This is a genomic window from Klebsiella sp. CN_Kp097, assembly GCF_040064495.1.
Classification (GTDB): domain Bacteria; phylum Pseudomonadota; class Gammaproteobacteria; order Enterobacterales; family Enterobacteriaceae; genus Klebsiella; species Klebsiella aerogenes.
The window spans coordinates 43,941-61,472 of sequence record NZ_JBEAIL010000002.1; the positions used below are offsets into that span (position 1 = coordinate 43,941).

The 17,532-nt window shown below is 56.1% G+C and carries 15 protein-coding genes; 4 read left to right on the forward strand and 11 right to left on the reverse strand.

The window, feature by feature from the left end; translation table 11 throughout:
- Positions 1-58: 58 nt before the first annotated feature.
- Positions 59-1,477 (reverse strand): glutamate synthase subunit GltD, encoded by a 1,419-nt coding sequence (gltD, locus tag ABLV07_RS02370; protein WP_015369485.1) that lies wholly within the window; start codon positions 1,475-1,477, stop codon positions 59-61.
- Positions 1,478-1,486: 9 nt separating this feature from the next.
- Positions 1,487-5,947 (reverse strand): glutamate synthase large subunit, encoded by a 4,461-nt coding sequence (gltB, locus tag ABLV07_RS02375; RefSeq protein ID WP_015703611.1) that lies wholly within the window; start codon positions 5,945-5,947, stop codon positions 1,487-1,489.
- A 685-nt stretch (positions 5,948-6,632) separates the two neighbouring features.
- On the opposite strand from gltB, the gene ABLV07_RS02380 reads away from it, so the two are divergent.
- The 4 genes from ABLV07_RS02380 to mtgA all read left to right on the forward strand — a co-directional run bounded on the left by ABLV07_RS02380 (position 6,633) and on the right by mtgA (position 11,613).
- The gene (locus tag ABLV07_RS02380) at positions 6,633-7,559 is read left to right on the forward strand and encodes a TIGR01212 family radical SAM protein (RefSeq protein WP_015703610.1); all 927 of its coding nucleotides are present in this window, start codon (positions 6,633-6,635) and stop codon (positions 7,557-7,559) included.
- A gap of 107 nt (positions 7,560-7,666) precedes the next feature.
- Entirely contained in the window at positions 7,667-10,003 is a 2,337-nt protein-coding gene (gene arcB, locus ABLV07_RS02385) for an aerobic respiration two-component sensor histidine kinase ArcB (protein ID WP_015369488.1), read from the forward strand.
- A 234-nt stretch (positions 10,004-10,237) separates the two neighbouring features.
- Positions 10,238-10,891 (forward strand): isoprenoid biosynthesis glyoxalase ElbB, encoded by a 654-nt coding sequence (gene elbB / locus ABLV07_RS02390; RefSeq protein WP_020077831.1) that lies wholly within the window; start codon positions 10,238-10,240, stop codon positions 10,889-10,891.
- A complete protein-coding gene (mtgA, locus tag ABLV07_RS02395) occupies positions 10,888-11,613 on the forward strand; it encodes a monofunctional biosynthetic peptidoglycan transglycosylase (protein ID WP_045377990.1) in 726 nt (241 codons plus the stop codon). Before elbB ends, mtgA begins: the two co-directional genes overlap by 4 nt.
- 22 nt (positions 11,614-11,635) lie before the next feature.
- On the opposite strand, the gene npr is transcribed toward mtgA, so the two are convergent.
- The 9 genes from npr to kdsC are packed head-to-tail and all read right to left on the reverse strand — an operon-like array spanning position 11,636 to position 17,527.
- A complete protein-coding gene (gene npr, locus ABLV07_RS02400) occupies positions 11,636-11,908 on the reverse strand; it encodes a PTS phosphocarrier protein NPr (protein WP_002918431.1) in 273 nt (90 codons plus the stop codon).
- Positions 11,905-12,759 (reverse strand): RNase adapter RapZ, encoded by an 855-nt coding sequence (rapZ, locus tag ABLV07_RS02405; RefSeq protein WP_015369491.1) that lies wholly within the window; start codon positions 12,757-12,759, stop codon positions 11,905-11,907. The genes npr and rapZ overlap by 4 nt, the downstream gene beginning before the upstream one ends.
- A 45-nt stretch (positions 12,760-12,804) precedes the next feature.
- Complete coding sequence (ptsN, locus tag ABLV07_RS02410; RefSeq protein ID WP_015369492.1) at positions 12,805-13,293, reverse strand: PTS IIA-like nitrogen regulatory protein PtsN; 489 nt, start codon at positions 13,291-13,293, stop codon at positions 12,805-12,807.
- 58 nt (positions 13,294-13,351) lie between these two features.
- The gene (hpf, locus tag ABLV07_RS02415; protein ID WP_004125711.1) at positions 13,352-13,639 is read right to left on the reverse strand and encodes a ribosome hibernation promoting factor; all 288 of its coding nucleotides are present in this window, start codon (positions 13,637-13,639) and stop codon (positions 13,352-13,354) included.
- Between the two features lie 22 nt (positions 13,640-13,661).
- Complete coding sequence (gene rpoN / locus ABLV07_RS02420) at positions 13,662-15,095, reverse strand: RNA polymerase factor sigma-54 (RefSeq protein ID WP_086630562.1); 1,434 nt, start codon at positions 15,093-15,095, stop codon at positions 13,662-13,664.
- A 47-nt stretch (positions 15,096-15,142) separates the two neighbouring features.
- On the reverse strand, positions 15,143-15,868 hold the full coding sequence (gene lptB, locus ABLV07_RS02425) for an LPS export ABC transporter ATP-binding protein (protein WP_004206203.1): 726 nt from the start codon (positions 15,866-15,868) through the stop codon (positions 15,143-15,145).
- A gap of 6 nt (positions 15,869-15,874) precedes the next feature.
- Positions 15,875-16,420, reverse strand: a complete 546-nt coding sequence (lptA, locus tag ABLV07_RS02430; protein WP_015369494.1) for a lipopolysaccharide ABC transporter substrate-binding protein LptA — start codon at positions 16,418-16,420, stop codon at positions 15,875-15,877.
- A complete protein-coding gene (gene lptC / locus ABLV07_RS02435; RefSeq protein WP_015369495.1) occupies positions 16,389-16,964 on the reverse strand; it encodes an LPS export ABC transporter periplasmic protein LptC in 576 nt (191 codons plus the stop codon). The genes lptA and lptC overlap by 32 nt, the downstream gene beginning before the upstream one ends.
- On the reverse strand, positions 16,961-17,527 hold the full coding sequence (gene kdsC / locus ABLV07_RS02440; protein ID WP_015369496.1) for a 3-deoxy-manno-octulosonate-8-phosphatase KdsC: 567 nt from the start codon (positions 17,525-17,527) through the stop codon (positions 16,961-16,963). The genes lptC and kdsC overlap by 4 nt, the downstream gene beginning before the upstream one ends.
- Positions 17,528-17,532 lie beyond the last annotated feature (5 nt).

Below are 17,532 nucleotides of genomic sequence, written 5' to 3' on the forward strand. Positions count from 1 at the left end.
AAAAAAAGCCCGATAGCGTTAACCATCGGGCTTTTCTGCGTTGAGACTCAGGGTCTAATCAGACTTCAAGATAGTTGAGGATCCCGTCCGCCGCTTTACGGCCTTCGGCAATCGCCGTTACCACCAGGTCTGAGCCGCGAACGATATCGCCGCCGGCAAAGATTTTCGGGTTGCTGGTCTGGAACGCGTTGTCGCTGCCTTCCGGGGCGATGATGCGGCCCTGAGAATCCAGCTCGACGCTATGTTTCGCCAGCCATTCCATGCTGTGTGGACGGAAACCAAACGCCATCACCACCGCGTCTGCCGGCACCACGTGCTCGGAACCGGCGACGATTTCCGCGCGACGGCGGCCTTTCGCATCCGGCTGGCCCATTTCGGTACGCGCCATTTTCACGCCGCACACTTTGCCGTTGGCATTCACTTCCACGCCCAGCGGCTGGACGTTGAACTGGAATTCGACACCCTCTTCACGCGCGTTTTTCACTTCGCGTTTGGAACCCGGCATGTTTTCTTCGTCACGACGATAGGCGCAGATAACGTGCGCCGCCCCCTGACGAACCGAGGTCCGCACGCAGTCCATCGCGGTGTCGCCGCCGCCGAGAACCACCACGCGTTTGCCTTCCATACTGACGAACGGTTCGTGCGCCGTTTCGCCAAAGCCCATGATCTGTTTGGTGTTGGCGATAAGGAACGGCAGTGCGTCATACACGCCGTTGGCATCTTCGTTTTCCAGTCCGCCGCGCATGGACTGGTAGGTGCCCACGCCCAGAAATACGGCATCGTACTCTTTCAGCAGATCGTCGAGTTGGACGTCACGGCCCACTTCGGTATTGAGCCGGAACTCAATCCCCATGCCGGTGAAGATCTCACGGCGGCGGGTCATCACCTCTTTTTCCAGCTTAAACGCCGGGATGCCGAAGGTCAGCAGACCGCCGATTTCCGGATGACGATCGAAAACGATCGCCTTTACGCCGTTACGGGTCAGCACATCCGCGCAGGCCAGGCCTGCCGGACCGGCGCCGATAATGGCGACGGTTTTACCGGTTTGCTTCACGCCGGACAAGTCCGGACGCCAGCCCATCTCAAACGCCTTATCATTGATATAGCGCTCAATGTTGCCGATGGTTACCGCGCCGAACTCATCGTTCAGGGTACAGGAACCTTCGCACAGCCGGTCCTGCGGGCAGACACGTCCGCAGACTTCCGGCAGGGTGTTGGTCTGATGCGACAGTTCGGCCGCTTCAAAAATACGCCCCTCGTTGGCCAGTTTCAGCCAGTTAGGGATGTAGTTGTGCACCGGACATTTCCATTCGCAGTACGGGTTGCCGCAGGAGAGGCAGCGATCTGCCTGCGCCTTGGCCTGGCCTTCTGAAAACGGCTCGTAAATTTCTACAAATTCAATTTTACGGATCTTCAGCGGTTTCTTTGGCGGATCAACGCGCTGCAGGTCGATAAATTGGTATACGTTCTGACTCATCTTAACCCCTTACTGCGCCTGCACCCGCAGCTCAGCTGCGGAACGACTACGGTGACCCAACAGTGCTTTAACATCGCTGGACTTCGGTTTAACCAGCGCAAACTTCGCCGCGAAGGCCGGCCAGTTGGCGAGGATCTCTTCGCCGCGCTGCGAACCGGTAAGCTGAACGTGTTCGGTAATTAAGCCACGCAGGTGCTCCTCATGGATAGCCAGCGTGTCCACGTCCAGAACTTCCACCAGTTCAGGGTTAACGCGTTTACGGAAGTCGCCATCTTCATCCAGGACGTAAGCAAAGCCGCCGGTCATACCTGCGCCGAAGTTCACGCCGGTTTTCCCCAGGATACAGACGATGCCGCCGGTCATGTATTCACAGCCGTTGTCGCCGATGCCTTCCACCACGGTGATGGCGCCGGAGTTACGTACCGCAAAGCGTTCGCCCGCGCGTCCTGCCGCGTACAGACGACCGCCGGTCGCGCCATACAGACAGGTGTTGCCAATGATACTTGCTTCATGGCTACGGAAGGCGGAGCCGACCGGAGGACGAATCGACAGCAGACCGCCCGCCATCCCTTTCCCCACGTAGTCGTTGGCGTCGCCGGTCAGGTGCAGCTCAACGCCGCCGGCGTTCCAGACGCCGAAGCTCTGGCCCGCGGTACCGCTAAAGTGGGCGGTAATCGGGTCGGCGGCCAGCCCCTGGTCGCCGTGAGTCTGGGCGATATAACCGGACAACGACGCGCCAACGGAACGGTCGGTGTTGCGAATATCGAACCAGAACGTTTTGCTCTGTTTGTTATCCACATACGGCTTCGCCTGCTGCAGCAGCTGCGCGTTGAGCACGCCGTTATCGAACGGCGGGTTGCTCTCGGTGCAGTACAGCGCTTTGCCCGGCAGCGGCTCAGCGGTTTCCAGCAGTTTGCCGAGCTCCAGTTTCTGCTGTTTCGCCGTAAAGCCTTCCAGTTCTTTCAGCAGGTCGGTGCGGCCGATCAGGTCCACCAGACGCTTCACGCCCAGCTGCGCCATCAGCTCGCGGGTTTCGCGGGCGATGAATTCAAAGTAGTTGGTCACTTTGAATGGCAGGCCGTGGTAGTGGTTCTTACGCAGTTTGTCATCCTGGGTCGCCACGCCGGTGGCGCAGTTGTTCAGGTGACAGATACGCAGGTATTTACAGCCCAGCGCGACCATCGGGCCGGTGCCGAAGCCGAAGCTTTCCGCGCCAAGGATCGCCGCTTTGATGATATCGAGGCCGGTTTTCAGGCCGCCGTCTACCTGCAGGCGAATTTTATGACGCAGGCCGTTGGCGACCAGCGCCTGCTGGGTTTCCACCAGGCCAAGTTCCCACGGACAGCCGGCATATTTCACCGATGAAAGCGGGCTCGCCCCGGTACCGCCATCGTAGCCGGCGATAGTGATTAGGTCTGCGTAGGCTTTCGCCACGCCGGTGGCGATGGTGCCGACACCCGGCTCGGAAACCAGTTTGACGGAAATCATCGCCTTCGGATTGACCTGCTTGAGGTCGAAAATCAGCTGCGCCAGATCCTCGATAGAGTAAATATCGTGGTGCGGCGGCGGGGAGATCAGCGTCACGCCAGGTACCGAATAACGCAGTTTGGCGATATAAGGCGTCACTTTGTCACCCGGCAACTGTCCGCCTTCACCGGGTTTCGCGCCCTGGGCGACTTTAATCTGGATTACGTCGGCATTCACCAGGTAGGCTGGGGTAACGCCGAACCGACCTGAAGCCACCTGCTTAATACGCGAGACTTTGTTGGTGCCGTAGCGCGCCGGGTCTTCACCGCCTTCACCGGAGTTGGAGAAGCCGCCGATGCTGTTCATCGCTTCCGCCAGTGATTCGTGCGCTTCCGGGCTCAGCGCGCCGATCGACATGGCCGCGGTATCGAAGCGTTTAAACAGCTCTTTCGCTGATTCCACTTCATTGATGCTTATGGCTTCATCGCCTGGGTTGAGCGCCAGCAGATCGCGCAGCGTGGCTGCCGGGCGTTCGTTAACCAGCTTCGCGTATTCCTGATAATCACGGTATTCGCCGCTCTGAACCGCCTGCTGCAGGGTGCGAACGACGTCCGGGTTGTAGGCGTGATATTCGCCGCCGTGGACATATTTCAGCAAACCGCCCTGAGCCAGCGGTTTACGCGCCAGCCATGCGCGTTTCGACAGATTCAGCAGGTCCTGCTGGAAGTCATCGAAACCGGCGCCGCCGATGCGGCTCACTACGCCCTGGAAGCAGAGGTCGGCCACGTCGCGATGCAGACCGACCGCTTCGAACAGCTTCGAGCAGCGGTAGGAGGCGATGGTCGAGATCCCCATCTTCGACATGATTTTGTACAGGCCTTTGTTGATGCCGTTACGGTAGTTCAGCATCACCGTACGGTATTCTTTATCGATAGCTTTGCTATCCACCAGCTTCGCCAGGGTTTCATAGGCAAGATATGGATAGATAGCCGTCGCGCCAAAGCCCAGCAGCACCGCAAAGTGGTGCGGATCGCGGGCGCTGGCGGTTTCGACGATGATGTTAGCGTCGCAGCGCAGGCTCTTATCGACGAGGCGCGTCTGGATGGCGCCAACGGCCATCGGCGCCGGTACCGGCAGACGGTCTTTCGCGATGTTGCGGTCGGACAGCACCAGCAGTACGGTGCCGTTACGTACCATCTGTTCCGCTTTATCGCACAGCGCTTTTACCGTCTCGGCCAGCGTGGTTTCGTTGGCATCAAAGGTAATATCCAGGGTGTCGGCGCGATAATGCTCCTCTTCCATGGTGGTCAGCTGTTTAAAGTCGGAGTACAGCAGGATCGGCGATTTGAAGCTCAGGCGGTGCGCCTGGCCTTCCGCTTCGCAGAAGACGTTCATTTCACGGCCGATGCTGGTGGCCAGCGACATCACGTGCGCTTCACGCAGCGGATCGATCGGCGGGTTTGTCACCTGGGCGAACTGCTGGCGGAAATAATCATAAATGATACGCGGCTGGCTGGAGAGCACGGCGAATGGGGTATCATCGCCCATCGAACCGACCGCTTCCTGGCCGTTTTCCCCCAGGACGCGCAGTACGGAGTCCAGCTCTTCGGCGCTGTAGTTAAACTGTTTCTGGTAGCTGGCGAGCGTGTCATCATCCAACTGACGGCTGCCGACTTCTTCTTCCGGCAGGTCTTCGAACGGCACCAGACGGCGGACGTTTTTCTCCATCCACTCTTTGTACGGATGGCGGCTTTTTAGATCGTTATCGGTTTCCGCCGAGTGCAGAATGCGCCCGCTGCGGGTATCGATGACCATCAGCTCGCCAGGCCCAACGCGGCCTTTTTCCATCACCTCATCAGGCTGGTAGTCCCAGATACCGACTTCAGACGCGCAGGTGATGAGTTTGTCTTTGGTGATGACGTAGCGCGCCGGACGCAGACCGTTACGGTCGAGGTTACAGGCGGCGTAGCGACCGTCGGACATGACGATGCCCGCCGGGCCGTCCCACGGCTCCATATGCATGGAGTTAAAATCGAAGAACGCGCGCAATTCCGGATCCATGTCCGGGTTATTCTGCCAGGCTGGCGGTACCAGCAGGCGCATCGCGCGGACGATATCCATCCCGCCTGCCAGCAGCAGTTCCAGCATATTATCCATCGAGCTTGAATCAGAGCCGGTTTCGTTGACGAACGGCGCGGCGTCATGCAGATCGGGGATCAGCGGAGTCTGGAATTTATAGGTACGGGCGCGGGCCCACTGGCGGTTACCGGTGATGGTATTGATTTCACCATTGTGCGCCAGATAGCGGAAAGGCTGCGCCAGCGGCCAGCGCGGCACGGTATTGGTGGAGAAGCGCTGGTGGAACAGGCAGATGGCGGATTCCAGACGCAGGTCCGCGAGGTCCAGGTAGAAGCGCGGCAAATCCGCCGGCATACATAGACCTTTATAGATATTAACCAGGTTCGACAGGCTACAAACGTAGAAATCTTTGTCTTCCTGCAGGCGCTTTTCAATGCGGCGGCGCGCGATGAACAGACGGCGTTCCATATCGCGCGGACGCCAGCCTGCCGGCGCGTTAACAAAAATTTGTTCAATACGAGGCAGCGAGGAGAGGGCGATTTCACCGAGCACGCCTTCATTGGTTGGCACATCGCGCCAGCCAACGATAGACAATGTTTCGCGTTGCAGCTCTTCTTCAACGATACGGCGCGCAGCGCTTGCCAGCTCGGGGTCTTTATTCAGGAACAGCATCCCGACGGCGTAGTTTTTGGCTAAGCGCCAGCCGCGCTCTTCCGCCACAATCCGGAAGAAACGATCGGGTTTTTGTAACAGCAGGCCGCAACCGTCGCCGGTTTTACCATCGGCCAGGATCGCGCCGCGGTGCTGCATTCGGGCCAGTGCGTGTATAGCGGTGCGCACTACCTTGTGGCTAGGTTCGCCTTCTATGTGGGCGATCAGGCCGAAACCACAGTTATCCCGCTCAAGGGATTTGTCGTACAACATATCAGTGAACCTCCCCAGGCTCTACGGGACGCCCCCTTAATCGATTGCGCGCAAGGCACAGCAAGAGCATGGCGACGGGGTAAGGGCATCTTTGCCTACCTCGCATTCGCCCTCTTTAAATCCTTTTCGCATCGGTACACAAGTTTGAGGACTTGCTATTAAGAGGGAATCTCAATTACTGCATAAATATGATGAGCAGAGCGCTCATCCAGAAAGCTTCCAGCGGATTCCCAACTTAGCGAGAATCCACACTTACGTCAAATGGCAATCTTATTTATACAAAAGTGTGCTAAGAGGTGTTTAATTTTATGATTTTAAAAAGAATTGTTGTTTTTTTAAAGGCATATAAACTCTCAGGGATGCGTAATCTAGTGTGATCTGTCTCACTATATCCGTAGCCTAAGATTACCTTTCTGTGCTGAATTGTATTTTTATGGCGGAATATTTGACTGCTGGTTGTCTTAATGGCAGGAAATAAAACTGTTTTTTGCTGCGACAAAGATAATTGAAACTCAGCATTGAAGTATAAGTAAATGTTATTACCGCGGGTGTGAATGAAACCGCGTTTATTTTGATTTAATATGCAATGAGGTAAGCGGCCGCGCTGACGATTGATCCAGGTCATCGCCGTCGGAGGCTAAAAATGGCAGGCTTGGCCCCTTTCTTGAGGCCGGTCTATCAGATTATGCAGTTACAAAAATTAGTCAACATGTTTGGTGGGGATCTTACGCGCCGCTACGGCGAAAAGGTTCATAAACTGACGCTGCATGGTGGATTTAGCTGCCCGAACCGGGATGGCACAATTGGCCGCGGCGGCTGCACATTTTGTAATGTCGCCTCCTTCGCCGACGAGGCCCAGCAGTACCGTTCGATTGCCGATCAGCTGGCGCACCAGGCGCAGTTGGTCAACCGCGCGAAACGTTATCTCGCCTATTTTCAGGCTTATACCAGCACCTTTGCCGAAGTACAGTTGCTGCGTTCAATGTATCAGCAGGCGGTGAACCAGGCGAATATCGTGGGGCTGTGCGTCGGCACCCGCCCCGACTGCGTTCCCGATGCGGTGCTGGACCTGCTCAGCGAATATCGGGAGCAGGGCTATGAAATCTGGCTGGAGCTGGGATTGCAGACCGCGCATGATAAAACGCTGCATCGTATCAATCGCGGCCATGACTTTGCCTGCTACCAGCGCACCACCCGACTGGCGCGCGAGCGCGGATTAAAGGTCTGCGCGCATCTTATCGTCGGCCTGCCGGGTGAAACCCAGCAGCAGTGCCTGCACACCCTGCAACGGGTGGTCGACACCGGCGTCGATGGCATCAAACTGCACCCGCTGCACATCGTGACCGGCAGCATCATGGCGAAAGCCTGGCAGGCGGGTCGCCTGAACGGTATTGCGCTGGATGATTATACGATCACCGCCGGTGAGATGATTCGCCATACCCCGCCGGAGGTGATTTACCATCGCATCTCGGCCAGCGCCCGCCGCCCGACGCTACTGGCGCCGCTGTGGTGCGAAAACCGCTGGACCGGTATGGTCGAGTTGGACAAATACCTTAATACCCATGGCGTTCAGGGGTCGGCATTGGGGACGCCGTGGATCCAGCCTGCCTGATGTTCCACTTCCTTAACGGCTGATTACCTCCGCATTTTTTGCACAACTTACAGCGTAATGTTCAGAATTGGGTATTATTGTGCGGAGTTGGCGATAAGGAATCCCTCATGAAGCAAATTCGTATGCTGGCGCAGTACTATGTCGACCTGATGATGAAGTTAGGTCTGGTGCGCTTTTCAATGCTGTTGGCTCTGGCGCTGGTGGTGCTGGCTATCGTGGTGCAGATGGCCGTCACGATGGTGCTGCATGGACAGGTGGAGAGTATTGATGTCATCCGCTCTATCTTCTTCGGGCTGCTGATTACCCCCTGGGCGGTCTATTTTCTGTCAGTGGTGGTCGAACAGCTGGAAGAGTCGCGTCAGCGCCTCTCGCGGCTGGTGGAAAAGCTGGAAGAGATGCGCGAGCGCGATCTTAAGCTTAACGTACAGCTCAAGGATAATATCGCCCAGTTGAACCAGGAAATTGGCGAACGTGAAAAAGCGGAAGCGGAGCGCGAAACCACGCTGGAACAGCTGAAAATAGAGATGAAAGAGCGCGAAGAGACGCAAATTCAGCTAGAGCAACAATCCTCTTTCCTGCGCTCTTTCCTTGATGCCTCACCGGATCTGGTTTTCTATCGTAACGAAGATAAAGAGTTCTCCGGCTGTAACCGGGCGATGGAGCTGTTGACCGGTAAAAGCGAAAAGCAGTTGATTCACCTCAAGCCGCAGGATGTCTATAGCGAAGAAGCCGCGGTGAAAGTGCTGGAGACCGATGAGAAAGTCTTCCGCCATAATGTCTCGCTGACCTACGAACAATGGCTCGATTATCCCGATGGGCGTAAAGCCTGCTTTGAGATCCGCAAGGTCCCCTACTATGACCGCGTGGGCAAGCGCCGTGGCCTGATGGGCTTTGGCCGCGATATTACCGAGCGTAAGCGCTATCAGGACGCGTTGGAGCGCGCCAGCCGGGACAAGACCACCTTTATCTCAACCATCAGCCACGAGCTGCGTACGCCGCTCAATGGCATCGTTGGGCTCAGCCGCATCCTGCTGGATACTGAATTGACCAACGAGCAGGAAAAATATCTGAAAACTATCCATGTTTCAGCGGTGACGCTGGGGAATATCTTCAACGATATTATCGATATGGATAAGATGGAGCGGCGCAAAGTTCAGCTTGATAATCAGGAGGTGGATTTTACCAGCTTCCTTGCCGATCTGGAGAACCTCTCAGGCCTGCAGGCGCAGCAGAAAGGTTTGCGCTTTGTGATGGAGCCAACCCAGCCGCTGCCGCATAAGGTGATAACCGATGGCACGCGTCTGCGGCAGATCCTGTGGAACCTGATCAGCAATGCGGTGAAGTTTACCCAACAGGGCAATGTCACCGTGCGCGTCCGCTATGACGAAGGCGATATGCTGCACTTCGAAGTCGAGGACTCCGGTATCGGTATCCCGCAGGCGGAGCAGGACAAAATTTTCGCCATGTATTATCAGGTGAAAGACAGCCACGGCGGTAAACCGGCAACCGGTACCGGTATCGGGCTGGCGGTATCGCGCCGGCTGGCGCGCAATATGGGTGGCGATATCAGCGTGACCAGCCAGCCGGGGCAGGGGGCGACGTTTACCTTGACCGTACACGCGCAGGCGGTAGCTGATGAAGTTGAAGATACGCTGGCCGAAGACGATATGCCGCTGCCGGCGCTGAATGTGCTGCTGGTGGAAGATATCGAACTGAACGTGATTGTCGCCCGTTCGGTGCTGGAAAAATTGGGCAACAGCGTGGACGTGGCGATGACAGGTAAAGCCGCGCTGGAGATGTTCGAACCCGGCGAATACGACCTGGTGCTGCTGGACATTCAGCTACCGGACATGACCGGCCTCGATATCTCGCGACAGCTAAAACAACGCTATGCCGCCGATGAGTTGCCGCCGCTGGTGGCGCTGACCGCCAACGTCCTGAAGGACAAAAAAGAGTACCTTGATGCCGGCATGGATGATGTACTGAGCAAGCCGCTGTCGGTACCGGCGTTAACCGCGATCATCAAGAAATTCTGGGATGCGCCGGAAGACGATGGCCATGAGGCGCCTGCGGTGGATGTGGCGAAATCGGCATCGGTACTGGATACCGACATGCTGGAACAATATATTGAGCTGGTGGGACCGAAGCTGATTACCGACGGGCTGGCGGTGTTCGAGAAGATGATGCCGGGCTACATGTCCGTGCTGGAATCGAATCTCACCGCGCGCGACCAGAAAGGTATCGTCGATGAAGGCCATAAAATTAAGGGCGCGGCGGGGTCGATAGGCTTGCGCCATATCCAGCAATTAGGGCAGCAGATCCAAACGCCAGATTTACCCGCCTGGGAAGACAACGTCGGCGAGTGGGTAGAAGAGATGAAATCCGAGTGGCAAAACGATGTTGCGGTACTGAAGGCCTGGATTGCGGCGGCGGATAAAAAATGACCCCGGATAAACCGGGGTGCGCGAATACTGCGCCAACACCAGGGAACTGGTTGTTGAGCCAGGATTGTTCGAGTGATTTTTTTACACGGCGCAACCTGAGGATTTGGCTTGCTCGCTCATTAAGATAGCAAACCATAAATATTTTGTTACGTGAATCGGTAAAATATGTGAAGCATAGCGAGTAAATCAAAATTATTTACTTGTTTCATAGAGTTGCGCTAAGGGGTTAGCAAGATGAAGAAGATTGGCGTGGTACTAAGCGGCTGTGGTGTTTACGACGGCGCAGAAATCCATGAAGCGGTCATTACCCTGTTGGCCATTGCGCGTCGCGGCGCGCAGGCGGTTTGCTTTGCGCCGGATAAGGCGCAAACCGACGTGATCAACCATCTGACCGGCGAAACGATGGCGGAAAGCCGCAATGTGCTGATTGAAGCGGCGCGCCTGGCGCGCGGCGCTATTCAGCCTTTGGCCAGCGCCCGCGCGGACGAGCTGGATGCGCTGGTTGTGCCAGGTGGCTTTGGCGCGGCGAAAAACCTGAGTAATTTTGCCGCCCAGGGAAGTGAATGCGTTGTTGATCGCGATCTGCAGGCGTTAACGCTGGCGATGCACGAAGCGGGTAAGCCGCTGGGCTTTATGTGTATCGCGCCGGCGCTGTTGCCGAAGATTTTCCCGACGCCGCTGCGGATAACCATCGGTACCGATCCGGATACTGCCGAGGTGCTGGAAGAGATGGGCGCGGAGCACGTGCCGTGCCCGGTTGACGACATCGTGGTCGATGAAGACAACAAAGTGGTGACCACGCCTGCTTATATGCTGGCGCAGAATATTGCCGAGGCCGCCAGCGGTATTGAGAAACTGGTCGATCGCGTACTGGTTCTCGCTGAATGAGTAAGCGTGTTGCGCCGCTGGCGATGATTAAGCGCCTGCTGTTACGCCTGCTGCTGGTCTGTGTGGTGTTCTGGGGCGGCGGTATCGCCGTATTCAGCGTCCTGCCGGTGCCGTTCTCAGCGGTGATGCTGGAGCGCCAGGTTAGCGCCTGGTTCTCCGGTGATTTCCATTATGTCGCCCATTCTGACTGGGTTGGCATGGACGAGATTTCCCCCTGGATGGGGCTGGCGGTGATTGCTGCTGAAGATCAGAAATTCCCCGACCACTGGGGTTTTGACGTGCCGGCAATCGAAAAAGCGCTGGCGCACAACGAACGGAATGAAAATCGAATTCGCGGCGCGTCGACGCTGTCGCAGCAGACGGCAAAAAACCTGTTTTTATGGGATGGCCGTAGCTGGTTGCGCAAGGGGCTGGAAGTGGGGCTGACGGTCGGCATTGAAACGGTCTGGAGCAAGAAGCGCATTCTTACCGTGTACTTGAATATTGCCGAGTTTGGCGACGGTATTTTCGGCGTAGAAGCGGCGGCTCAGCGCTATTTTCATAAGCCGGCCAGCCGTTTAACCCCTGCAGAGGCCGCGCTGCTGGCGGCGGTATTACCGAACCCGATTCGGTTTCGCGCCGATGCGCCATCAGGTTATGTTCGCAGCCGACAGGCATGGATCCTGCGCCAGATGCGTCAGTTAGGCGGCGAAGGCTTTATGCAGGCCAATAAGCTGCATTAACCGCAATCCCGCCGGGAGATGCTTAGTCTTCATCAAACCCGGCGTTGAACAGCGCAATCACCGCCGCCAGCGCTTCGACTTCCTGCGGGCCGCTGGCCTCAACTTCAATTTGGCGTCCTTTGGCGGAATCCAGCATCAGCAGGGCGATAACGCTGTTGGCTTCCGCTTCGGTGCCTTCGTCGTTGCGTAGCAACACTTCCGCATCGAAATTCTGCATCAGCTCGAAAAGCTTCATTGCCGGGCGCGCGTGCATGCCCAGCTTGTTGGTGATTTCAACGGTTTGCTTGACGGTCATGATTTACGTTTTTCCAGCGTCCGGTGACGAGATTGCACGTTCTTACCGCGCGAACGGAAGTAGTCAGCCAGCTGTTCGGCAATATAGACCGAGCGATGCTTACCGCCGGTACAACCAATGGCCACCGTCAGATAGCTGCGGTTATTGGTTTCCAGCATCGGCAACCATAGCTCCAGATAGCTACGCGTCTGGTAAATAAAGTTATGCACTTCCGTATGGCGATCGAGGAAGGCGGCGACCGGTTTATCGAGGCCGGTCATGGGGCGCAGCTTCGGATCCCAGTGCGGGTTTGGCAGGAAGCGGACGTCAAATACGTAATCGGCATCGATAGGGATACCGTGTTTGAAGCCGAATGATTCAAAGACCATCGTCAATTCACGCTCGCGTTTACCTAACAGGCGGGTACGCAGCATCTCGGCCAGTTCATGCACCGACATTTCGGAAGTATCGACGATCAGATCCGCACGGGAGCGCAGCGGCTCAAGCAGATCGCTCTCTTCGTCGATCGCGCTTTCAAGCGACAGATTCTTGCTGGAGAGCGGATGTAAGCGACGGGTATCGCTGTAGCGGCGGATCAGGGTGTTACGGTCGGCATCAAGGAACAGCAGCTGCGGGGAGAAGGATTCCGGCAGATTCTGCATCGCTTGTTCAAAGATTTCCGGTGATTCCGGCATATTGCGCACGTCAATGCTGACGGCCGCGGAGATATCGCGGTCGGCCAGCGTTCGCGCCAGCTCAGGCAACAGCACTACCGGCAGGTTATCCACACAGTAGAAGCCCATATCTTCCAGCGCTCGCAGGGCGACGGATTTCCCCGAGCCAGAGCGGCCGCTGACGATCATCAGTACCATGTACCGTTTCTCCTCAGTACGATAAAGGTTAAAACGCGACTCACGTTAAGCGTCATCGCTGCTTCCTGCTTCGGTGATGATCTCATACAACTCTTCATCGCTCACCGCAGCGCGCAGGCGGCGGCAGATGGTTTTGTCCGCCAGACGTTTGGCGACCAGCGAGAGCGTATGCAGATGGGTTTTGGTTTGATCGGCCGGCACCAGTAGCGCAAACAGCAGATCGACCGGCTGATTGTCGATCGCATCGAAGGCGATCGGCGTTTCCAACTGCACAAATACGCCAACGGCGCGCAGGGTATCCTCTTCAAGCTTGCCGTGAGGGATCGCAATGCCGTTGCCGATCCCGGTACTGCCCATTTTTTCACGGGTCAGGATCGCTTCAAAGACCACCTGCGGCGGTAAACCTAGCTGCTTCGCCGCCAGTTCGCTGATGATTTCCAGCGCGCGTTTCTTGCTCTGGCAGTGAACCTGGCTACGGGTACAATCCTGGTTAAGGACATTGCTCAGTTGTAGAGCGGAATCGTTGTTCATCATAATTTCACCTGAGCTGCCCTTATCCGCGGGCTGCGGATAAGGGCGATCGCCCGGACAATTAGTGTTGTTTCAGTTTATCTTTATGTTTTGTTAACTGTCTTGCCAGCTTATCGATAAGACCATCGATAGCAGCATACATATCCTGCCCTTCCGCACTGGCATGGATTTCGCCACCGTTGACATGCAAATTGGCGTCCGCGATTTGCGTCACCTTCTCTACTTTTAACACAATATAGACCTGGTTGATCCTATCGAAAAACTGCTCCAGTTTGCTGAACTTCGTAGTGACGAAGTCGCGCATGGCGGGAGTGATCTCGACGTTGTGTCCTGTAATGTTGAGCTGCATAGTGTCTTCCTTATCGGTTGTGTCAGACCAGTTGTTTGCGCTGGTTTGACGGCGGAATGGATAAAGACTCTCGGTACTTAGCAACAGTGCGCCGCGCCACCATAATACCCTGATCGGAGAGCATGGTGGTGAGCTTGCTGTCGCTCAACGGCTTCGCGGGGTTCTCCGCGGCGATTAACTTCTTCACCAGCGCACGAATGGCGGTAGACGAGGCTTCGCCGCCGCCTTCGGTATTGACGTGGCTGGAGAAGAAATACTTCAACTCAAAAATACCGCGTGGACTGTGCAGATATTTTTGCGTGGTAACGCGTGAAATGGTTGATTCATGCATCTCGACGGCCTGGGCGATATCCGCCAGCACCATCGGTTTCATAAATTCTTCACCCTGCTCAAAGAAGGCCTGCTGCTGTTCGACGATGCAGCGGCTGACGCGCAGCAGGGTATCGTTACGGCTCTCAAGGCTCTTAATCAGCCAGCGGGCTTCTTGCAGGTTGCTGCGGATAAACTGGCTGTCGGCGTCGTTGCGCGCATTATTGCCCATCGCCGCGTATTGCTGATTAATCTTCAGCCGCGGAATGCTGTCGGAATTGAGCTCGACGACCCAGCGGCCGTTAACCTTGCGCACCAGTACATCCGGGATCACGTATTCCGGCTCGCTGGTTTGAATGGACTGACCCGGGCGCGGATCCAGCGACTGGATCAGGCAAACCGCCTCTTTCAGAACGTCTTCTTTCAAGCGAGTGACGCGCATCAGGCTACGGAAATCGTGGTTGGCCAGGAGATCAAGATGCTCGCTGATAATCAACCGGGCTTCTTCCAGCCACGGCGTCTCTTTGGCAAATTGTGAAAGCTGGATCAGCAGGCAGTCACGGAGATCCCTGGCGGCGACGCCGACCGGATCGAAACGCTGTACGCGCTTGAGTACCGCTTCAACTTCCTCAAGACCAATTTCATCATCTTCGATACTGTCGACAATGTCCTGAATGGAAATAGTGAGGTAGCCGGTCTCGTCAACGGCATCGACGATGGAGGTGGCTATCGCGCGGTCGGTATCGGTGAATGGCGTGAGCTCGACCTGCCACATCATATAATCCTGCAGGCTTTGGGTGGTCTCACCCTGATAGATCGGCAGTTCATCGTCCTGGTAGTCGACGCCATTACCCGACGGCGTGCCGGCGGTGTAGATTTCATCCCAGCTGGCGTCCAGCGGGAGCTCGTCCGGCATCTCTTTTTGTTCGAGCGCGTCGACGGTATCCAGAGACTCGCGGTCCTCGGCTTCTGTGGTTTCAACCTCTTCGTGAAGATCGGTTTGCTCAAGCAACGGGTTACTCTCCAGCGCCTGCTGGAGTTCTTGCTGGAGTTCTAACGTGGACAGCTGCAACAAGCGGATGGCCTGCTGCAGTTGGGGCGTCATGGCAAGCTGTTGGCTTAGCCTTAATTGCAAACCTTGCTTCATGTTCAGGGTCAATATCTCCGGCTAAAACGTCTATAACCTCTACCCTATCAGAGTCTGAAGTCTTCCCCAAGGTACACGCGTTTAACCTGCTCGTCTTCAAGGATTTGCTGCGGGGTGCCGTGGGCGATGAGATGGCCCTGGCTCACGATATAAGCTCGTTCACAGACCGCCAGCGTCTCCCTGACGTTATGGTCAGTAATGAGTACGCCCAGCCCGCTGTCGCGCAGGTGTTCGATGATGCGTTTAATATCGATAACAGAGATAGGGTCAACCCCGGCGAACGGTTCATCCAGCAGGATGAATTTCGGGTTCGCCGCCAGCGCGCGGGCGATTTCGACGCGGCGGCGTTCACCGCCGGAGAGCGCCTGGCCCAGGCTATCGCGCAGGTGTTCAATGTGGAACTCTTCCATCAGCTCTTTAGCGCGATCTTCACGCTGCTCGCTGCTGAGATCGTCGCGGATCTGTAGCACCGCCATCAGATTATCGTAGACGCTCAGGCGGCGGAAAATAGAGGCTTCCTGCGGCAGGTAACCGATGCCGCGCCGCGCGCGGGCATGTAGCGGCAGCAGGCTGATATCTTCATCGTCAATGATGATGTTGCCGGCGTCGCGCGGCACGATGCCCACCACCATATAAAAGGTGGTGGTCTTACCGGCGCCGTTCGGGCCCAGCAGGCCGACGATTTCACCGGAGTTGACGGTCAGGCTGACGTCTTCCACCACGCGGCGGCCTTTGTAGGCTTTGGCGAGATTTTTTGCAGTTAATGTTGCCATAACGGATTACTTACCTTTCTTCTGCTGATCGCCGCTTTTGTCCTGCAACTGCGAAGGTACCAGCACCGTAGTCACGCGACCGCCTTTGTTGCTGAAGGCCTGCATTTTCTGCTCTTTCACCAGATAGGTGATTTTGTCGCCCTGAATATTGCTATCCAGCTGTTCCAGATGCGCGTTGCCGGTCAGCACCACGAAATCGTTCTGCAGTTCATAATGCATTTTCGACGCGCGGCCTTTCACCGGCTTGCCGTTGTCCTGCATCTGATAGAAGGTGGCCGGATTGCCGAAACCGTCGATCACCTCTTTGCCTTTTTCACCGCCAGGGCGGGTAACCACGACTTTGTCGGCATTGATTTTAATGGTCCCCTGGGTGACGACCACGTTGCCGGTGAAGGTCACGACGTTGCCCTGCATATCCAACGACTGCTGATCGGACTCGATGTGAATCGGCTGATCGGTATCGCCGGTTTTTGCCAGAGCCGGCAGGCTGGCGGCCAGAAGCGCGCTTGCGAGCGCAATGTTAAGGCTGAGTTTGTTTGTTCTGAATTTCATAAGAGGTTCTAACCTTTTCAATCAGCTCGGCATTTTTGCTGCGTAGGTTCCCGCGCATTTTCAGGCCGCTGGAATTAAATGTTGTTCCGTACAACGTCACCATATCGTCAGAGGTTACATCCTGGGTCACCAGGTTTACCTGCGCGTTATCGGTGGTAATTTTGCGCAGTTGAGAGTCGGGGCTCAACGCGTCGACCTCAACATGGCCGTAAAGATACAGCATACGGTCGTTGGTTAACTTGGCTTTATCCGCTCTGATTGACCAGGTCGGAACCTTATTGGTATCAAAGGTGGTCATCACCGGATTGGTGAACCACGATACTTCTTGTTCGGAAAAGTATTCGACATGCTCGGCTATCAGACGATAGCTCAGCGCGCCTTCCGGGCTGTACACCACGGTATCGGTATGCTCGCTTTTATACGTCGGATCGTTAGGATTGACCGCGACGGTCGCGGTGTCGTCCGTACTTGCCAGGTTCAGGCCGATCAGGATCAACGCGACCAGCGATAGTAAGATGATAACCCAACGTCTGGTTTTACTCATATTGATTGCCCTTTGGCCTCATCAAGCTTGCCCTGCGCCAATAGTAACAAATCGCAGACTTCGCGTACCGCGCCGCGTCCGCCGTTAATTCGCGTGACGTAATTCGCCCGCGGGAGCAGCAGCGGATGCGCATCGGCGACGGCGACGCTTAAACCGACTTCCGCCATTACCGGCCAGTCGATCAGATCGTCGCCAATATAAGCGACTTCATCCGGGCGAACCGCCAGTTTGCTTAATAATTCACGAAACGCCAACAGCTTATCGGACTGACCTTGATACAGATGCGTAATGCCCAACGTCTGGCAGCGATCTTCTACCAGTTTAGCTTTTCGCCCGGTAATAATCGCGACTTCAATACCGGAAGTCAGCGCGCAGCGGATCCCGTAGCCATCGCGGACGTTAAACGCTTTCAGCTCTTCGCCGTTGTTGCCCATATAGATAAGACCGTCGGAAAGCACGCCGTCGACGTCGAGGATCAGTAAACGGATCTTCGCCGCCCGGTCGATAAATTCCTGGCTTACCGGCCCGTAGCAGGTGTCGACCTGGGCATCAGCATTATTCATTATTT